Raw genomic sequence first — 18,043 nt, forward strand, 5'->3', positions numbered from 1 at the left:
ATGCTGCGCCGGTTCGTTGAGTTTGCGCTGACGCAGCGCGCTTTCGTTCTGTTTGCTTCGCTGCTGGTCATGGTGGCTGGCGCCTGGGCATTCCTGCGCATTCCGATTGACGCCTTCCCCGATATCTCATCGGTACAGGTGAAGATCATCATGAAGGCGCCCGGCATGACGCCGGAGGAAGTCGAGACGCGCGTTATAACGCCGATCGAGCTGGAGCTGCTTGGCATCCCGCATCTGTCGATACTGCGCTCGTCAGCCAAGTATGCAATCGCCGACATAACGCTGAACTTCGATGACGGCACGGACATTTACTGGGCGCGTCAGCAGGTAGCCGAGCGCCTTTCCGACGCCAGCGAAGCACTGCCTGAAAACGCCAGCGGCGGGCTGGCGCCGATTTCGACGCCGCTGTCGGACGTCTTCATGTTCACCATCGAAGGTGGCGACCTGACATTAGAACAGCGGCGCACGCTGCTGGATTGGACGATACGCCCGGCCCTGCGCACCATTCCGGGTGTGGCTGATGTCAACGTGCTGGGCGGCATGGTGCGCGCGTTCGAGGTGATCCCGGACAGCGCGGCGTTGGCAGCCGCCGGTGTATCGCTATCCGATATCAAGGATGCCATAGCGGCAACCAACCGCAACGACGGCGCCGGGCGTCTCTCCGATGGCGAGAAGGCATTGGTGGTACGTGCCGAGGGCGCGATCAAGACGCCTGCGGATCTGGAGCAGATCGTTCTGCGCGCAGAAGGCGGCAAGGTGCTGCGGTTGCAGGATGTGGCTACGGTCGGCATCGGCAATGTCACGCGCTACGGCGCTGTCACCAAGGATGGCAAGGGCGAAGCTGTTCAAGGTCTCGTGCTGTCGCTACGTGGCGCCGATGCCAGCGCGATTGTCGAGAATGTTCGCGAGCAGCTCGAAGCGCTCAAGCCGGGGCTGCCGCCGGGGGTGGAGCTGCATACGTTCTACGACCGCTCGGATCTCATTCAGCGCGCCATCGGAACGGTTTCGAAAGCGCTGATTGAAGCCACGGTGCTCGTCGTCATTCTGCTCATTCTGTTTCTCGGCGATTTTCGTGCATCTATCGTCGTCGCTGTAACGCTGCCGATGGCAGCGCTGATGACATTCCTGATGATGAAGCTGCTGGGAATGTCCGCCAATCTGATGAGTCTTGGCGGCCTCGCAATCGCCATTGGCCTGATTGTCGATGCCGCAGTTGTGGTGGTGGAAAACGCCGTTGACCGGCTCAATCATCATGCGGGGGACGAGCGTGTTCCTGCATTGCATCACATCTATGTCGCGGCGTCAGAAGTCGTCACGCCGGTTGCTTCCGGCATTCTCATCATCTGTCTCGTCTTCCTGCCACTGCTGTCGCTCGAAGGGCTTGAAGGCAAGCTGTTTGCGCCGGTTGCAATCACCATCGTGCTGGCGCTATCGGCTTCACTGCTGCTGTCGTTGACGTTGATACCCGCGCTATCTTCGATGGTTTTGCGCGGCAAGGCGCACAAAAATCCAATCCTGATGCGCATCATCGAAGCCGGATATCGCCCGCTGCTGCGCTTCTGCCTTGCGCATCCGCTGCCGGTTTTCATCAGCGCAGCCGCCGGCATTGCAGCCATGGTCATGGGGTATCAGGCCGTCGGCAAGGCGTTCATGCCAACGATGGACGAGGGCTCCGTCATTATGCAGACTACGAAGCTGCCTTCGATCAACCTCGACAGCTCCATCGATGGCGACGTGCGCATTCAGCGTCTGCTGATGCAGCGTGTACCGGAGGTTCAGGAAATCGTCGCGCGTGTTGGCACCGACGAGCTTGGCCTCGATCCGATGAGCCCCAACGATTCTGACGCGTTTCTTGTGCTGAAGCCCAAGGAGGAGTGGCGCGTTCCGGATAAGGATTGGCTGCTGCAACAACTGCGCGACGCAATGGCGGATATGCCCGGTGTCGAGTTTTCCTTCACGCAGCCCATCGAGATGCGCACCTCCGAAATGCTGACGGGCGCGCGCGGCGATCTCGCGGTCAAGATTTTTGGTTCTGATCTGAACGAGCTTGCATCACTGGCGGGACAAATTCAGCAGGCGATCGCGGGCGTGCGCGGCGCTGCGGAAGTCTTCACGGCATCCAACGATACCGTCGATTATCTGCAGATCGACATGGACCGCCTGACCGCTGGACGTACGGGGCTTTCAGTCACCCGCATTCAGGATGAGTTGCGCGCGCTGCTGGAAGGTGCACCGGCGGGTATCGTTTCCGAAGGCGAAAAGCGCACCGGCATCATCATCCGTGGGCCTGAAACCCTGCGTGAGGCGCCCGAGCTTTTCATCCAGAGCCAGCTTGTCGCCGGTGACGGTGGCCTGGTCCGCATCGGCGACGTTGCACAATTGAAGCGCACCGCCGGTCTGGTGAAGGTCGATCGCGAGAACGCGTCGCGTTTCGCTATCGTGCAGGCCTATGTTTCCGGGCGCGATCTCGTCGGGTTCGTCGAGGATGCACAACGGGCCGTGGATGCTGCGGTCAAGCTTCCTCCCGGCTATCGCCTCGTGTGGGGCGGCGAGTTCGAGAACCAGCGCCGCGCCGCAACGCGCCTCGCTGTCGTGGTTCCTATTGCGCTGGCGCTGATTTTCGTCGTGCTATTTGCAACCCTGCGCTCGGTGCGGCAGGCGGTGTTGATCCTCGCCAACATTCCGTTTGCGCTGATCGGCGGTGTGCTCGCGTTGTGGGTGTCCGGTGAGTATCTGTCGGTGCCCGCTTCCGTCGGCTTCATCGCCCTGCTTGGCATCGCCGTGCTGAACGGCCTCGTGCTCGTCAGTTACTTCAATCAGCTTCTTGCCAGTGGCATGTCGCTCGACAAGGTTGTGTTTGAAGGTTCGATGCGGCGCCTGCGGCCAGTGTTGATGACAGCCAGCATCGCTGCGTTCGGGTTGGTGCCGCTGCTGTTCGCGAGCGGTCCGGGTTCGGAAATCCAGAAGCCGCTGGCAATCGTCGTCATCGGCGGCCTCATCACTTCCACCACACTGACGCTGATCCTGCTGCCGATCCTATTCCGCCGCTTCGGCGTTGCCCGCGCTGGTGCTCACACCGACACACGGAGCCTCGCATGGACCAACCCGTTTGCAAGCTGACGCTGGTTTATCCGCCTGCGTCAGAGGCCCACATCGTTGAAGTGATGTTGAATGCGGAGCCACCGCTGCAGGGCTTCACGACGTTTGAAGCCGAAGGACACGGCCATTCGTTCAGCCATGCCACGATGCGCGAACGTGTGCGCGGACGCATTGCGCGCGGAATGCTGATTGTAGTCTTGCCGCGCGCCCGCGTTGCGTCGCTTCTCGATGAGATCCGGGTAAAGGCCGCGATTGCAGATCTTGTGTATTGGGTTGAGCCTGTCGACGCATTCGGCCGCCTGGCGCCCGTTGCCGCTTCTTCTGGGGGCTGATCAGCTAGAAGCGTATGAACGCGCCGCCGGAGAATGAGTTGTTCTGTGCATTCTCTGGAAGTCTGATTGAGAGGGTTGTGGTGGCGCCTGACGGCGAGCCAACCGACGCCCGTGGCGGCGGCGCTGTAACGGTCTCGGTGCACGGACAACTAGCCACGTTACTGGCTATGTCCGATGCCTAGAAAACCAAAAGCCCGCCAAGCTTTCGCTTAGGCGGGCTTTTTGTTGGTTGCGGGGGCAGGATTTGAACCTACGACCTTCAGGTTATGAGCCTGACGAGCTACCGGGCTGCTCCACCCCGCGTCACCGACCGGACTTCTGAAAAAATCGAGCAGCGTTTTTCTCAGAAGTGTTCGCCGCATTTCTGCGCCGACAACAAAAGCCGCCCGTCACCGAGCGGCTTCGATGTGGGGCTTATAGCATGTTTTTGACGGCTGTGAAGCCCTATCTGCGATTGTGCAAAACTTTGTCGAACAAAGACGTTTTAGCTCGGTGCGACGAAATTTCCGGCTGCGCTCCAACTGTGTTACCGGCCGAGCTTGATCGCATTTCAGCGCCCTCGGTGGCCGAGCAGGCGGGCCGGGCAAGCGGCGACAGCAATGCTGTCGCGCGCCCATCAAACCGCCACGGAATGGCAAAGGCTCTATTGCGCCGAGTGCGCTGCCGGCTCGCCGCTGGCTGCGGCCTCTTCCTTGTGGCTGGAGCGGATGAAATAGATGTTGCGGCTGTAGATTATGAGGCCCATCGCCTGCCCCATGATGAATACCGGGTCGAGACGGTAGATCGCGTAAGCCAGCAACATCGCGCCGCCGACGAGGCTGAAGTACCAGAAAGTTTCCGGCACGATTGAACGCCGGGCGCGCTCGCTGGCGATCCACTGCACAATGAATCGCATCGAGAACATCAGCTGCGCCATGAAGCCGATGCCGAGCCAGACGATCTCGTACGTAGGGGTTTTGCCCCACCAATCGGCCAATGCCGTCAAGGCGGTGTGGAGATGCTCCATCGGAATCTACTGCTCTGACGCCATCAAAGGCTGGATTGCACTAAACGGTGGTTTTGTCATGGAGCCGCACATCAGGTTTGACTGACGGCGCACCATCAGGATGCTGATCAACGATTTGCGGCACTTTTGTGCGCTTGCGCAGCCAGGAGACGCCGACAAGATCATAGATGCCAACAAGCGCGCGATTGAGATTGTTGTACTTCGAAACGCCAGCCTGCCGATGCCGATCGTTAACCGGCAAATAGGCCACCTTGCAGCCGTAGGTCTGAAACAGCGCCGGAAGGTAGCGATGCATACTGGTGAAAAATGGCAGTCGCAAGAACGCCTCGCGCCAGTAAACCTTGATGCCGCAGCCGGTGTCCGGGCAGTCATCCTTCAGCACTGAATCGCGAATAAAATTGGCGGCCTTTGAAGCCCATCGCTTCGAGCCAGTGTCCTGCCGCTTGGTGCGGATGCCGCCCACCAGCGCGACGCCGTCGCTGCCCGGCTGGCCCAGCAGTTCCAGCAGACGCGGAATATCCCGCGGGTCATTCTGTCCGTCGCCATCCATGGTGGCGATGATCGGGCTGGTAGCCGCCCAAACGCCTGTACGCAGCGCCGTGCTCTGGCCGCTGCGCCGATCATGACGCAGATATCGCAAGCCGGGAAAGCGGCCAGAATCGATAAGCGCTTTGATTTCGTCGGGCGTGGTGTCGTCACTGGCGTCGTCGATGACGATCAGCTCAGCGAGATTTGCAACCGGAACGGCTGCATATGACTCTTCAATGAGGCGGCTGATGTTGCCAGCTTCATTGAGGGCCGGAATTACAATGGTGACGCGCATCAAGCTCCCCTATCCCGCAGGACTCGCCGCGACACCCCTCAATAGCCCTTACGCGTCGACGACGATACCAGTCTTATTCGCGCTGTACCAAGCTAGTAAATAGCAGTGCCCTCAAGCGGCGTAATGTCAGTAAAATCAATGCTGTGGGTGGCGTCCAAAGGCCGGTCGGCCGCGATTGATCCACAAAAAAGCCTGCGCCGGGTGAGTCCGCTGCAAACCGGCGATCCCGGAACCGGTTGACCCGCAGTGATGGGGCAAGGACAACAGTGCCCAAGCTTCACGCGGATGCCTGAAGCCGTTAAATGGGGGCACGGGATGCGGCTTTTACTATGGTGGCCCTCCCTCGTGGTGGCTATCGATTGACGTCCTCGGGCCGATTCGCTGCGCCATCCCATTCTCGGTAAGACAAAATCAGAGTGCCAATGCCAGCCACCTCCGGTCACCTCACTCAACAGCGCGACACCAATTGGTTCGCCGTTCTTCTGGTCGGACTGGCTGCGCTGCTGGCGATGAGGCTCACCGCGCTCTATGCCAACGCCACCGATCTCTTCTTCGATGAGGCTCAGTACTGGGCTTGGAGTGAGGTTCCGGCGCTGGGCTACTACTCAAAGCCGCCGCTGATTGCGTGGATCATCGGCGCGGCGACCACCGCCTGTGGCAACGGCGAGGCCTGCGTGCGGCTGCCGTCTCCATTGCTGCACACGGCGACGGCGTTCGCGATCTTCTGGCTGGGCCGCCAGCTGTATGATGCCCGCGTCGGCGCGCTGTCGGCATTGGCATTTGCCACGCTGCCGGGTGTGTCGCTTTCGGCCGGTATCATCTCAACCGACGTGCCATTGCTGCTGTGCTGGGCGTTGGCGCTCGTGGGCTTCTTGCTGCTCCTCACCAGTGACCGGTTATGGCCCGCCGTGCTGATGGGTGTGGCGTTCGGGGCCGGCCTCAACGCCAAATACGCGATGATCTGGTTCGTCGTATGTATCGCCGTCTATTTGCTGTTTTCGTCTGAAAAGCGCGGCCTTCTGCGAGACTGGCGGCTGTATCTGGCGCTAGTGATTGGCGCGACGATGATCGCGCCCAACCTGTTGTGGAATTACTCCAACAGCTTCGCAACATTTTCGCATACCGCCGACAATGCGAATTGGGGCGGCTCGATGCTGCATCCGAACAAGGCGCTGGAGTTCTTCGGTGCCCAGTTCGGTGTGTTTGGTCCGATCCTGTTCGGTTCGCTGCTTGTGATTGCATGGCGAGCGCGCAAGGGCGCCGGCGACCGCGAGCGCCTGTTGCTGTCGTTCTCTCTGCCGATCATCGGTTTCATCGTGCTGCAGGCGTTTCTGTCGCGGGCGCATGCGAACTGGGCGGCTCCGGCCTATGTCGCGGCAACCGTGCTGGTGATCGCAACGATGGTGCGCGATGGCGCGTGGGGCTGGCTGAAGGCCTCGTTCGCGATCAACATCGCCGTGCTGTTGCTGCTGGCAGTCGGCACTGTGACGGCGGGGCGGGTGGCGCTGCCATTGAAGACCGATCCGTTTGCGCGCACGCTCGGCTGGCGGCAAGTGGCGGAGGCAACTCAAGCCGAGCTGGCCATCGCCGCTGGCGCGGGCAAGCCGTTTGCCGCAGTGTTGAGCGACGACCGCGCCATGACCGCCGAACTGCTCTATTATATGCGCGATGAACCAACCCCGATTCTCGCCTGGCGCGTCGGTGCGCCGCACGACCATTTCGAGATGACGCGGCCTTTCACCGCCTCAACACCGGCGCCAGTGCTGTTAGTGCGTATCGGTGAAACGCCAGGCGCGGTTGCCGACTCCTTCACCAGCGTGGAGAAGATTGCCGATCGCACGCTCCCGGCCGGTGAAAACGCTCAAAGGCGAGTGTCCTTCTATTCGCTCGCAGGATACAAAGGCGAATGACAGCGCAAAAGCCGCGCAGCGGCCAAGGCCAACCCACTGAGGAGGCCGCGGCACTCTCGCAAACGTTCGTATTGCTGGATAACAATTCCGGATCAGGGCCGCCGTCGCTGCTGTTCTCGGAGCCGCTCGATATCATCTCGGCGTCGACACCGGAGGAAGTTCCGGCTGCGTTGGCGCGGATTGAAGCGGGCGTTGCCAGTGGCCTGCATGCGGCCGGTTTTTTTGCCTACGAGCTTGGCTACGCATTGGAGCCCAAGCTTGCGCCGCTGATGCCGCAGCAGCGCAACGTTCCGCTGCTTTGGATCGGCCTTTACCGGGCGCCACAGCAGATGACCAGCGCCGAGGTTGAGCATTGGCTGGCGACGCATACGCGTTCAGGGTCATTCCACTTCGATGATGTGAAGCTGGCGTGGAACGAGCAGCAATATGTTGAGCGTTTCGATCAGGTGATCGAGAAGATCCGCGCTGGCGATATCTATCAGCTCAATCTCACGTTCAAGGCGCGCTTCAAGCTCTCCGGCTCGCCGTTGACGTTCTTCCTCGATCTGCGCCAGAAGCAGCGCGTTGCCTATGGCGGCATTGTCGACACCGGCGAAATGACGGTGCTCTCGGCTTCGCCGGAACTGTTCATCGAGCAGGAAGGGCGCACAGTATTCACGCGGCCCATGAAGGGCACCGCACCGCGCGCCGGAACGGAAGAAGCCGACGCACAGGCCAAGCTGCAGCTTGCAGGCGATGTGAAACAGCGGGCCGAAAACCTGATGATCGTCGATCTGATGCGCAACGACATCGGTCGCATCGCTGAAGTCGGCAGCGTCGAGGTGACGGACCTCTTCACCGTCGAAACCTACAAGACGCTGCACCAGATGACGTCGGGCGTGCGCGCAACCTTGCAGGAAGGCATCGACATCAACGCACTGATGCGCGGCATCTTCCCGCCGGGATCGGTGATAGGTGCGCCCAAGATCCGCGCCATGGAGCTGATCCGCGAGCTGGAAACCGAGCCGCGCGGCGTCTACTGCGGCGCCATCGGTTATATCTCGCCGGAAGGCCGGTCGCTGTTCAACGTGGCGATCCGCACCGCTGTCATCTTCCGCAATGCGGATGGCGAGATGGGTATTGGCTCCGGCGTCGTGTACGATTCCCAGGGGCCGAAGGAATACGCCGAGTGCCTGCTGAAGATGAAGTTCCTCACCGACCCGGTGAAGCGCTTCGAGCTGATTGAAACGCTGCTGTACGATCCCGCAGAAGGCGGCTTCGTGCTGCTGGAGCGGCATCTGGAGCGGCTTGCGAAGTCGGCCAGCTATTTCGCGTACGTGCACGATGAAGCTGCGGCGCGTGAAGCTCTCGATCGCGCCGTCGAGGATGCCGGAAGCGACAAGCGCCTGCGTGTGCGCCTGCTGCTGACGGAAGATGGTGAAGTGTCGGTCACGACGACGCCACTCGCCGCTGCTGCCCCGGATGCGACTATGCGTTTTGCCGTATCGTCATCACGCGTCGACAGCAACGACCTGTTCCTGTTCCATAAGACAACGCGGCGTGAGCTGTATGATCGCGAATGGCAGGAATACGCCGACAAGCTCGGCACCGACGAGGTGATCTACCTCAACGAGCGCGGTGAGATCGCGGAAGGCAGCCGCATGAGCGTGTTCATCGAGCGTGATGGCACGTTGCTTACGCCGCCGCTCAGCGCCGGATTGCTGCCAGGCACTCTGCGCGCCGAATTGCTTGCTGCGGGTAAGGCGCGCGAAGCGGTGCTGACGCTCGCCGATCTTGAAACCGCTGATGCCGTCTACCTCGGAAATTCCGTGCGCGGACTTTTGCGCGCTGTTCGCGTCTAGCGAACCCTGCTCGGCGTGTGCGTATCGCCGTACAATCTGATTAGCTACCGTAGATATAAAACAATCGAGCGCTCACGTTTGTGGGCGCTCGATTGATAAAAATTTCTTCGATTTAGATCTGGTCATCGCCGCACGTTAGGGGGCGCGCGGCGACGTAATTCTTCTCTACTTCACAACCGAACGGTCAGCTGTAATGACGCCGACCTTGGTTTCGCTGATAGCCGAACCGCTGACCATCGCAACGAGTAGAAATGCACACGCCGCTACCGTTAGCACGGCGGCGACAACAATCTCGCGCGATGATCGACGCATACGGTCAGCGTATGGATCGAGTTGGCTGAGGTTCCATTTCATGCCCGCAGTGTTCTGCGATCCCTGGTCGGCAAGCCAGAGCGCTGAGTGCCGCGCGACAGAAATGACCAGAAAATCAGCGCACGTCAGAAACGTTCTAAGCGCCCGCAAGAACGGTTCTAAAGGCCCCGCATAATGCAGCCCAAAATCAGCATGAACTGTGCAAACAGCAGCGCCCAGAACTCGTTACCGGTGATGAACGGAATGTCGGCTCCGAAGAACTTTATGATGAGCACAGTCACGGTGAGAATAACGGAAAGCATGAACGTCAGAATGCCTGGCGCTTTCAGTCCCATATTGAAGTCCCCTCGGTTTCTTTGATGCATGTCAGCGCGGATCGCTGTGCGACCCGACGACGATTCGTGAGCCCCTGTCGGCTTATAGCAGGCGCAACTCGGTCTGACACCGAGCGCTGAACAAGTCTGGGGATCGTTGGGGATTGTCTAAAAACCTAGGTAATCGGTGTGGCCTGATGATGCTCCACCGAACCCGCAAGCCACCCTTAAGCTGCGGCGCTTTTGCGCGGGCGTGCAAAGAACAGGCGCCGCAACAACAGCAACAGAACCAGCAGCAGAAAGCCGAAGGCTGCGACAATAGCGGGATGCTTTTCCCATAGCAGGATCGGACGTGTACGCCCGTCCAGGGTCATCCGCACATCGTTGCTGATGGCATCGACGTCCAGGATGGCGTTGGTCCGCAACATCATCTCGACGGCAGCGGATTGATCGGCGCTGGAGATGATGGCGGTGCGCACGCGCTCCGATGCAAGCGCATGGATTTTGGTCGGGTCTGCGGCAACGGTGCGCAACACCCGCGCGCGCGGTGCGTCCTTCAGTCCGTTCAGGTAATGCGAGAGGCTGGTGAGCTCATGCTCGGTCAGGCCACGCGCAAGATTGGTCAGCTCGGTGTCGTTGAGCTGCAGCAGGGTGTCCCTGTCGGCCTGCCCGATGCCCGCCAGGCGGACGATCGCCAGTTGATCGTTCAGTGACAACAGACGGCGCAGGTCGGGCTGGCTGATCTGATCGGGCGTGGTGCGGCGATAGAGGCTGAGAGCAATGACCTTCGGCAGCTGGTCGCCCGCCAGCACCGACCATTTCAATCCGGCATCGATCGAGCGCACCTGCCGGGCGATTTCCATAGCCGGATCGGGCAGGGACTTAACGGCCGTTGCAAGGGTGCCGTCATCGAGGCGGTGCAACAGGCCGCTCTCGCCTTCGGCCGCAAGGGTCAATGCGATTACTTCGTCAAGGCGCGCCATCCGAGCCGGCGGCACAGAGTCCAGGAATGTGCGGAACTGCGGATTGCGTTCAGCCAGGTTGAGGGCTTCGGCATGGGCGTTGCGGAAGTCGCGCCAGATTTCAATGATGCGATCCGCGGTCGCCGCACCGATTTCCTGCACGTGGATGGAAATCTGCTCCGAGAACGAATCCGCCAGAGCTTCCTGCACCTTGGCTTTGATGTCGGGTGATTTCATCTCGGTGGCGATGATCGGCAGCACGCCGTTGCGCAGATCCCAGATGTCCTTCGCCACCAGCACCAGCCCGACGCCGCCGGCCACCACCGCAACGAGGCGCGCCAGCACGGCGCCGACGATGCGCTGTCCGACGCGGCCGGCCATGTTAGCAAGCTGGCGCCGCATCAGCAGCACAGCCGCGCCGGCGATGCCGCCGCTGTTCTCTTTCAGTACGGACCCGGCGGAGATGTCAGCTGCGCCTTTGCCGGGGTCGACCGTGATGCCTTGCCCGGCATCGCCCACGACCGCGCGGGCGGCGGTCTCGCCATAGCGGGCGCCAACGAAGGCTTTCAGACAGGCCAGTGCCGGCTCGGTCGCGTCTTCGCTGGCAAATTCCATCTGGCGGCCAATTTCGTTGCCGACGCCCACCGCGAGCTGCTCAAGCGCGCCCTTCATGGCGTCGGAGCGATAAACCCGTTCAGCCACAGCGGTGGCCAGCTCCTGGGCTTTCTGCTGGTTGGCCAGTGACTGGAGAAGATTGGCCCAGCTCGTCTGCTGGCGCACTTCCTCGACCGCGAGGTCGACCCTGGTATCAATGATGCCGTCCATGCCGATGCGGCGCCATTGATCCCGCACCGCTGCGTGATAATCGACGCCGGCGATGCCGGCCTTTAGCGCCCGCACTGAAATGCCCTGAATAGTCTTGCGGAAGGCCGCCTCGTCCTGGGCCTGGCAGGCCTCATATTCAGCGCGGGAAAGCGGATCGGCAAATGCCGGAGCGACCGGTCCAGCGGCGATGGCAATGGCGAGGAGCAGCGAGAGGGGGCGGCGAGCGTGGGCGAGCAACGCGGGTCATTCCTTCGGTCTGCGATCGCAGCCCATCCGCGGTGCGATCCGGTGCGAGGCTTAATTATATATGCACCTTACTTATAAGGTGTGTCGATTGCGCTCGCAGCGTGGCGCGGCGGAATCGCATTTGTTCGACCTGCGCCCTTATCAGTTTGAGCTCACCCTCGCGGATGGCCCGAGCCGGGCGAAATGCCCTCCCGGAGGGGCGCTTCGGGCATCACAAATTCTTTCAAATTTATACGATTTGAGACACTGCGGCTTGTGACCGAGATGCTTCATTGGGCCGATCGCGCGGTGGCGGCCCCAGAAAAAATCGAGCCGGAATATCGACTTATATGTGGCGACTGTACAACACTGAGTTGAGGTATTAGCAGTGGTGTTCCCGAGGGAACCGCAGGCTTTTTAACCCTCAATTACAGTCCTGACTAATCGACCAATTGAGAAATGTTATTGTTTTAAGGCGTTTACCAATGAAGCTGGGCAGTCGCATCGGATTTCTGGGCGGGAAAATAGTTACTCTCAATTCCCGTTCAGGTGGCAGGAGAATGGCCTCGTTCTCGTCATTCTTTCGCCTCAGGTGGATTTGCACCTTCCCTTGCCCTTATGCGGGAAGGCCACACCAAGTGGCTCGGGGGAGGTTAGTTCGGAGGGAAATGTCGGTTCCTGGCTTTGAGTGGCTGCGGCAAGGTGACCAGTCGCACTTCAAGGCTGATCCGTTCAGTGAGGGGGTTCGACCCCTCTCGTACTATACGGGTGCGGGGCCTTACCCGGTGCAGCGGCTGATCATTTTCAGAGGGACGTCTGCACTAAACTAGCAATTGTTCGGCAACCGCTCTCTATCAAGGAAACGAAATAGAGAGAGTTTCAGCGACAATCTCCGGTCATCGCGGACTGAGTCTCCCGCGGTCTACCGGAGCCGGATGGGGTTCTTTTGGCTTCGTCTAGTAAGCGAGCGAGTTCAGTTACCAAGATGCAAAACAGCGAAAAAATGAAAGCGGCTTGGGGTAGCATTTTCGTCCCGGGGGGGCGTAACGGCGTGCTTTTGGTGCACAGCCTGGGTGGTTCCCCGCTTGAGCTGAAGTTCGTTGCACACACGCTGGGCCAACTTGGCTACACCGTATATTGCCCACTCATTCCAGGTCTTGCCGGCGGGACGGACGTCTCGGGCCTTTCGACCTGGCGTGACTGGTATGGCGCGCTTGAGCAGGCGCACAACGATCTGACCGAGCAGTGTGACGCCGTTATTGTAGGCGGCATCTCGGCCGGCAGTATGCTGGCCCTGCGCCTGGCGGCTACGCGGCCTGAGAAGGTCCATGGCCTCATGCTGTTCTCGCCCACGCTGAAGCCTAATGGCTGGGCGATCCCGTGGTATTTCCGCTTTTTCAGCCTCGTGCAGCAGAAGTGGACGGCGCGCCTGTTCAAGTTCCAGGCCCGTAACCCGCACGGCATCAAGGATGAGCGCCTGCGCAACTTCATCCTCGACAGCGTGAACAGCGAGTCCAGCACGATGCCGGATCTGTTCGCCCGCGGCGGTGGACTGATCTATGAGTTCCGCCGACTGGTGAACAACGTCAAGCCGCTGCTTGGCCAGATCACGCAGCACACGCTGATGTTCCACCCGCGTCACGACGATCAGAGTGATCTGGTCAACGCCATGGTTCTGCAGCGCAAGCTTTCCGGGATCGTTGAGACCTGCGTGCTTGATGACTGCTATCACATGGTGACGCTGGACCGTCAGCGCCCGATCGTGATGGAGCGCGTCAAGGAATTCGCGACCCGTCTCACCGCACGGTTCGAGAAGCTGCGGGCTGAGGAAGCGATCATTTCCTCCGCCAATCGTGGCGAAGGGCGTGGCGCTACTCCCTGATTAAGGGTGGAGCATGAGCGGAGCGGGCATGGAGGATTGTGCCCCTCGCTCTCAGATCAAATCGATAAACAAAAAGCCCGGCCTTGGAGCCGGGCTTTTTGTTGTTTGGCCGTACTAGTGAAAACCGCACGTTCTGATGTGCGGAACGAGCCGCAACGTCTACGCCGCCCGCGCTGCCCCGTGAGAGATCAGCTTATCCATCTCCAACGCCCGAGCCCGGACTGACCACCAGTTAGTGAAGCGGTCAGTCGAGTGCCTTCGATTGCTCAATCGGCTTGGGCCGCACCGCTGGAACTGGCCGCGGCACCTTGAGGGCGGGCAAAGCCTTCGCTTCTTGCGTCTTGGCGCTAGCCTTCTTGCGGGCATCTTGCTGGACACCGTCGCAGCGGGGCAGATCGTCCGGAGCGCGCTTCCAGGTAAACGACTTTGAGAACAGCTTGATGCCCTTATAGCCAGTAAGTACCAGCCGATCGCGGTTGGCCAGCTTTATGGCTGCATCGAACGAGGCCCCCTGCTCCGGGTCGTACACCCAGCCATTGTCCCAGCCGCCGCTGACACGCTGCAACGAGCCGAGCACGGGCAAACCGCAAATGCTGCGATTACGTTTCGTCGGGTCGGGATTGTAGCCATCCGTCAATGGCTCGCCGCGCTTGTTCGCCGGGTCTTTGAGCCAGACGATGTAGCCGCAAAGATTTCTCGATGCCGGACCTTGCTCTGCGCACGGACGGATCTCTACGGCGCCGCGGCCGGTGTGATTGATCCAGACCCCGAGTTCCGGGGAGGCGGCAGAAACGCTGGAGAAACAACCAAACAAAACGCTAATAACCAACGCGCCGGCCAGTGTTTTCAGGGCTGTTAAGCCAGGAAGATCATGACGCATGGTGGTATCGCCGATCCTGTGTCAGACATTGCAAGCGAAAACTAGGCTTTGAAAGCGGCAGAAAACCGATCAAATGACGGGTGTGCCAGGGTTTTCAACGGGTAGTATGGGGTTGAGAAGATCTTTATCCAACTGCTCGACATAACCCTTTTTTGACCTATTCGCGTTAACGCCCCGTGAGCGAATTGAAACTCGCGTATCTAAACGGAGCGCTTTAGCGTTATACTTGGGCAACTCTTAAGCATGGGTTTGCCATTTCATGGCCAAGTTGGTCGGATAGCAGCGGTGCCGCGGCGCCAGCGCTATTGGCGAATTGAAATCCTTATCACTGCGGAACCGATCTATGATCTTGACGCTTGCTTTCCGTAATCTGTTTCACGACCGCATTCGTCTTGCGGTTACGCTGATTGGTATTCTGTTTTCGATCGTGCTGGTGGCGGTGCAACTTGGTCTCTACCTCGGTGCCAGCAAAATGATCACCTCGAATATCGATCATGCGAACGCGGATCTATGGATCACCGTCTACGGCGCAAAGAGCTTCGAGGATGGCGGCATGCTGCTGACCTCAAGGGAGCGGCATCAGGCGTTGGCAACGCCTGGCGTGAAGGCTGTCATTCCTCTGATCGTGCGCTTTGCCGAATGGCGTAAGCCTGAGGGCGGTTCAACCCGCGTCGTGCTTGTTGGTACTGACGCCGAGGATGGCGGGCTGGAGCCGTTCGATCTTGTCGAAGGCTCCTGGGAAGACATCAAGGCGCCGGAAGCTATCGCAGTGGACCGCACCTATTTTAACGAGCTGGGTATCAAGGGCGTTGGCGACACCGCGCAGATCGCCAATGGCCGTGTCCGCATTCGGGCCGTTACCGATGGCGTTCGCTCGTTCACTCAGTCGCCCTATGCCTATACGACCCTGAACCGCGCCCGCGCCCTGTTCGGCGATGGTGATGGCACCACGTTCTATCTTGTGCAGACCGTGCCTGGCGCTGACGTCAAGCAGGTGCAGCAGGATCTTGTAAACCGTCTTGAGGGCGCTGAAGTTCTGACCAAGGAAGAGTTCCGCGATCGCAGCCTGAAGCAGTGGCTGTTCCGCACCGGCGCCGGTGTTGCGCTGATTGGCGGCGCGTTGCTGGGTATCCTGGTTGGTACGGTTATCGTTGCGCAGACGCTTTATTCCAGCACCAAGGATCATCTTGGCGAGTTCGCAACTCTGCGTGCGCTGGGGTCATCGTCAGGATATATTTACAAGGTTATCCTGGCACAGGCGGGCATCAGCGCCATTGTCGGCTATATCCTTGGTATCTCGATAGCGCTGATAATCTTGGTGCTAAGTCATAATACGGCGCTGCCGATGGTGATGACGCCGGCGCTGGCATTCTGGCTCTTCACCCTGACGGTCGGCATGTGCGCCATCTCTGCGCTATCCGCGATCATGAAGGTTACAAAAATCGATCCTGCAGTGGTGTTCAACAAATGATCGATCAGCCGCAGCCTGTTCTGGAAGCCATCGACATCGTCAAAGAGCTGGGCTCTGGCGCCGGCAAGGTGCGTGCCGTGAAGGGCGCGAGCCTTGCGCTGGTACCCGGCGAGCTGACGTTGCTGATGGGGCCATCCGGTTCGGGCAAAACAACATTGCTCTCGATCCTCGGCTGCATCCTGTCGTCGACGTCCGGCAGTCTGCGCGTCGCGGGCACTGAAACAAGCAATCTGGATTCGGAAGAGCTGGCCGATCTGCGGCGCAAGCACATGGGCTTCATCTTCCAGTCCTACAACCTGTTTCCAACGCTGACCGCGCTTGAGAACGTGCGCATTGCGCTGGACGTGCGCGGACAGAAAGGCTTCGCCGCTTCCAATCGTTGTGAGGAAGTGCTGCGTGATGTGGGCCTGGCCCATCGTTTGCGCAGCTATCCGGGCAATCTTTCGGGCGGTGAGCAGCAGCGTGTCGCTGTGGCGCGCGCTATCGCGTCGTCGCCATCGATCGTGCTGGCGGACGAACCGACCGCAGCGCTTGATGGCGAAAACGGCCATGCGGTGATGGCGCTGCTGGCCCGCATCGCCAAGGAACAGAAGCGTAGCGTTCTGGCTGTTACGCACGATCCGCGCACATTGAGCTACGCCGATCGTGTGGTTCGGATTGAAGACGGGCGAATTGTTGGTGAGGAGCGCCGGCCGGACGGCCTTGATGCTCCAGAAATTGCAGATCTTACAAAGAGACGGAAGGCCCATGGGTAATAAAGTCAATTCTACCGTCGTCACGCTTGCGATCGCTGGCGCTTTGGCGGTCGCCGTCGGCTTCTACGTGAACAGGGTGAGCTGGGCGCCGGTCGGCGAGCATGTAGCTTCGTCGGGCACGGAAACCGGTAGCAACAAGAAGGCCGCTGTTACGGCAGCAGCCATGCGCCCGACCTGGGCAGCCTCGGCAACCGGTCGCGTCGAGCCGAAGAGCGGTGAAGTGCGCGTGACGGCCACTACGCCGGGTCGCATCGTCACCATTCCTGTGGCGCTGAACGACAGCGTGAAGTCTGGCGACGTTCTGCTTCGCCTGGATGACGAAGACGCAATGACCAAGGTGACGGCCGCAACCGCTGAAGAGCAGGTGCGGGTGCGCGAGCGCGACGAGGAAGAGGCCGTTGGCCTGCAACTTGAGCGCCGCAAGGCCGAGGACGCCGTCGCTGAAGCCAAGCGCGCGGTATTCGCTGCGCAGCAGGAACTGGACGCCGCTTACATCGAGGCGCGCACCAAGAACGGCGCCGAGACTGCGGTCGACAACGCGCGCACGAAGCTGGCCGACACCGAAAAGAAGCTCGACGACGAGCTGACCAAGATGTCGACGGTTCTCAACAAGGGCGGGATGCCTTTGCCGACGCGTCTTGAATCGGCACTCACGATTTCCCGCACCGACGTTGATGCTGCTGAGCTTGGCGTTTCGCACACGCGCATCCGCGCACCGTTCGACGGCACGGTTCTCAACGTGATCGCGAAGGAAGGCGAAGTTGCTGCGCCGTCGCCTGAGAATACGCTGGTCGTGTTCGGCGATCTCACCAGCATGAAGGTGCGGGCTGAGGTTGAAGAGCGTGACGCCGCCAAGATCCGCAAGGGGCAGCGCGTGGTTGTCCGCGCCGATGCCTATCCGAACCAGGATTTTGAAGGCAAGGTCGATTCGATCGCCCAGTCGCTTTCGCCGCCCAACATCGTTTCACGCGGTCCGCGCCGTCCGAACGACGTTGAAGTGCTGGAAGTCCTGATCGACCTCGACGGCAATCCGCCGCTGCTGACGGGTATGCGCGTTGACGTGTTCTTCAAGCACGACGCCACGGCTTCGACGAACTGACAAGCCGAGTAAAATCGGAAATCCATGGACGGGCGCATCGGCAACGGTGCGCCCGTTTTGTTTTGCGCGGTGGGGACGGCGGGAAAGACGACCGGTGCAGGGTGGGAATGATACCGGGGCAAGGCGCCCAACGTCCGGTTAGACACAGCGCAAAAAGCCGGGCGGGCGTCGCGAGCCGCACGAGCTGGGATCCTGTGCCGGACTGGCTCGCTACACGAGCGCGCATGATTACATTAGCGGAGAGGTGGACCGAACCACCATCGGATCAAACCAAGTGGCCGGGCGTGAGCCTGTCCGGCAGCATCGC

General features: G+C 60.3%; 14 protein-coding genes and 1 tRNA gene. 8 read left to right on the forward strand and 7 right to left on the reverse strand.

The features are described from left to right. The gene (locus C6Y62_RS05735; RefSeq protein WP_173953165.1) at window positions 1-3,120 is read left to right on the forward strand and encodes an efflux RND transporter permease subunit; all 3,120 of its coding nucleotides are present in this window, start codon (window positions 1-3) and stop codon (window positions 3,118-3,120) included. Further along, on the forward strand, window positions 3,096-3,431 hold the full coding sequence (locus C6Y62_RS05740; RefSeq protein ID WP_173953166.1) for a DUF3240 family protein: 336 nt from the start codon (window positions 3,096-3,098) through the stop codon (window positions 3,429-3,431). Before C6Y62_RS05735 ends, C6Y62_RS05740 begins: the two co-directional genes overlap by 25 nt. Before the next feature lie 226 nt (window positions 3,432-3,657). Here the strand turns inward: C6Y62_RS05740 and C6Y62_RS05745 are convergent. From C6Y62_RS05745 to C6Y62_RS05755, 3 genes are all read right to left on the reverse strand, one after another. After that, window positions 3,658-3,734: transfer RNA gene (locus C6Y62_RS05745), tRNA-Met, on the reverse strand. A gap of 340 nt (window positions 3,735-4,074) precedes the next feature. Continuing rightward, window positions 4,075-4,347 carry a lipid-A-disaccharide synthase N-terminal domain-containing protein gene (locus C6Y62_RS05750; protein WP_246274480.1) on the reverse strand — a complete coding sequence of 91 codons (273 nt, stop codon included), beginning with the start codon at window positions 4,345-4,347 and terminating at the stop codon, window positions 4,075-4,077. 130 nt (window positions 4,348-4,477) lie between these two features. Continuing rightward, window positions 4,478-5,260 (reverse strand): glycosyltransferase family 2 protein, encoded by a 783-nt coding sequence (locus tag C6Y62_RS05755; protein ID WP_173953168.1) that lies wholly within the window; start codon window positions 5,258-5,260, stop codon window positions 4,478-4,480. 422 nt (window positions 5,261-5,682) lie between these two features. Between C6Y62_RS05755 and C6Y62_RS05760 the strand changes: the two genes are divergently transcribed. Beyond that, window positions 5,683-7,170: an ArnT family glycosyltransferase gene (locus tag C6Y62_RS05760; RefSeq protein WP_173953169.1), complete on the forward strand. Its 1,488-nt coding sequence runs from the start codon at window positions 5,683-5,685 to the stop codon at window positions 7,168-7,170. Beyond that, entirely contained in the window at window positions 7,167-9,011 is a 1,845-nt protein-coding gene (pabB, locus tag C6Y62_RS05765) for an aminodeoxychorismate synthase component I (RefSeq protein ID WP_173953170.1), read from the forward strand. The genes C6Y62_RS05760 and pabB overlap by 4 nt, the downstream gene beginning before the upstream one ends. Window positions 9,012-9,176: 165 nt before the next feature. Here pabB and C6Y62_RS05770 read toward each other — a convergent pair whose 3' ends face one another. From C6Y62_RS05770 to C6Y62_RS05780, 3 genes are all read right to left on the reverse strand, one after another. Next, on the reverse strand, window positions 9,177-9,473 hold the full coding sequence (locus C6Y62_RS05770) for a hypothetical protein (protein WP_173953171.1): 297 nt from the start codon (window positions 9,471-9,473) through the stop codon (window positions 9,177-9,179). An 8-nt stretch (window positions 9,474-9,481) separates the two neighbouring features. Next, window positions 9,482-9,658: a hypothetical protein gene (locus tag C6Y62_RS05775; RefSeq protein ID WP_173953172.1), complete on the reverse strand. Its 177-nt coding sequence runs from the start codon at window positions 9,656-9,658 to the stop codon at window positions 9,482-9,484. 206 nt (window positions 9,659-9,864) lie between these two features. Then, the gene (locus C6Y62_RS05780) at window positions 9,865-11,661 is read right to left on the reverse strand and encodes a hypothetical protein (RefSeq protein ID WP_246274405.1); all 1,797 of its coding nucleotides are present in this window, start codon (window positions 11,659-11,661) and stop codon (window positions 9,865-9,867) included. A gap of 1,039 nt (window positions 11,662-12,700) precedes the next feature. Between C6Y62_RS05780 and C6Y62_RS05785 the strand changes: the two genes are divergently transcribed. Further along, the gene (locus C6Y62_RS05785; protein WP_338074328.1) at window positions 12,701-13,531 is read left to right on the forward strand and encodes an alpha/beta hydrolase; all 831 of its coding nucleotides are present in this window, start codon (window positions 12,701-12,703) and stop codon (window positions 13,529-13,531) included. Window positions 13,532-13,775: 244 nt separating this feature from the next. Here the strand turns inward: C6Y62_RS05785 and C6Y62_RS05790 are convergent, their stop codons facing one another. Continuing rightward, window positions 13,776-14,411 carry a DUF2147 domain-containing protein gene (locus C6Y62_RS05790; RefSeq protein ID WP_068462655.1) on the reverse strand — a complete coding sequence of 212 codons (636 nt, stop codon included), beginning with the start codon at window positions 14,409-14,411 and terminating at the stop codon, window positions 13,776-13,778. A gap of 343 nt (window positions 14,412-14,754) precedes the next feature. On the opposite strand from C6Y62_RS05790, the gene C6Y62_RS05795 reads away from it, so the two are divergent. The 3 genes from C6Y62_RS05795 to C6Y62_RS05805 are packed head-to-tail and all read left to right on the forward strand — an operon-like array spanning window position 14,755 to window position 17,736. Then, complete coding sequence (locus C6Y62_RS05795) at window positions 14,755-15,882, forward strand: ABC transporter permease (protein ID WP_068462657.1); 1,128 nt, start codon at window positions 14,755-14,757, stop codon at window positions 15,880-15,882. Continuing rightward, the gene (locus C6Y62_RS05800) at window positions 15,879-16,637 is read left to right on the forward strand and encodes an ABC transporter ATP-binding protein (RefSeq protein WP_173953174.1); all 759 of its coding nucleotides are present in this window, start codon (window positions 15,879-15,881) and stop codon (window positions 16,635-16,637) included. The genes C6Y62_RS05795 and C6Y62_RS05800 overlap by 4 nt, the downstream gene beginning before the upstream one ends. Next, window positions 16,630-17,736, forward strand: coding sequence for an HlyD family secretion protein (locus C6Y62_RS05805; RefSeq protein ID WP_173953175.1), 1,107 nt, complete (start codon window positions 16,630-16,632; stop codon window positions 17,734-17,736). The genes C6Y62_RS05800 and C6Y62_RS05805 overlap by 8 nt, the downstream gene beginning before the upstream one ends. Window positions 17,737-18,043: the final 307 nt, after the last annotated feature.

Source organism: Hyphomicrobium sulfonivorans (assembly GCF_013306565.1).
GTDB classification, from domain to species: domain Bacteria; phylum Pseudomonadota; class Alphaproteobacteria; order Rhizobiales; family Hyphomicrobiaceae; genus Hyphomicrobium_A; species Hyphomicrobium_A sulfonivorans.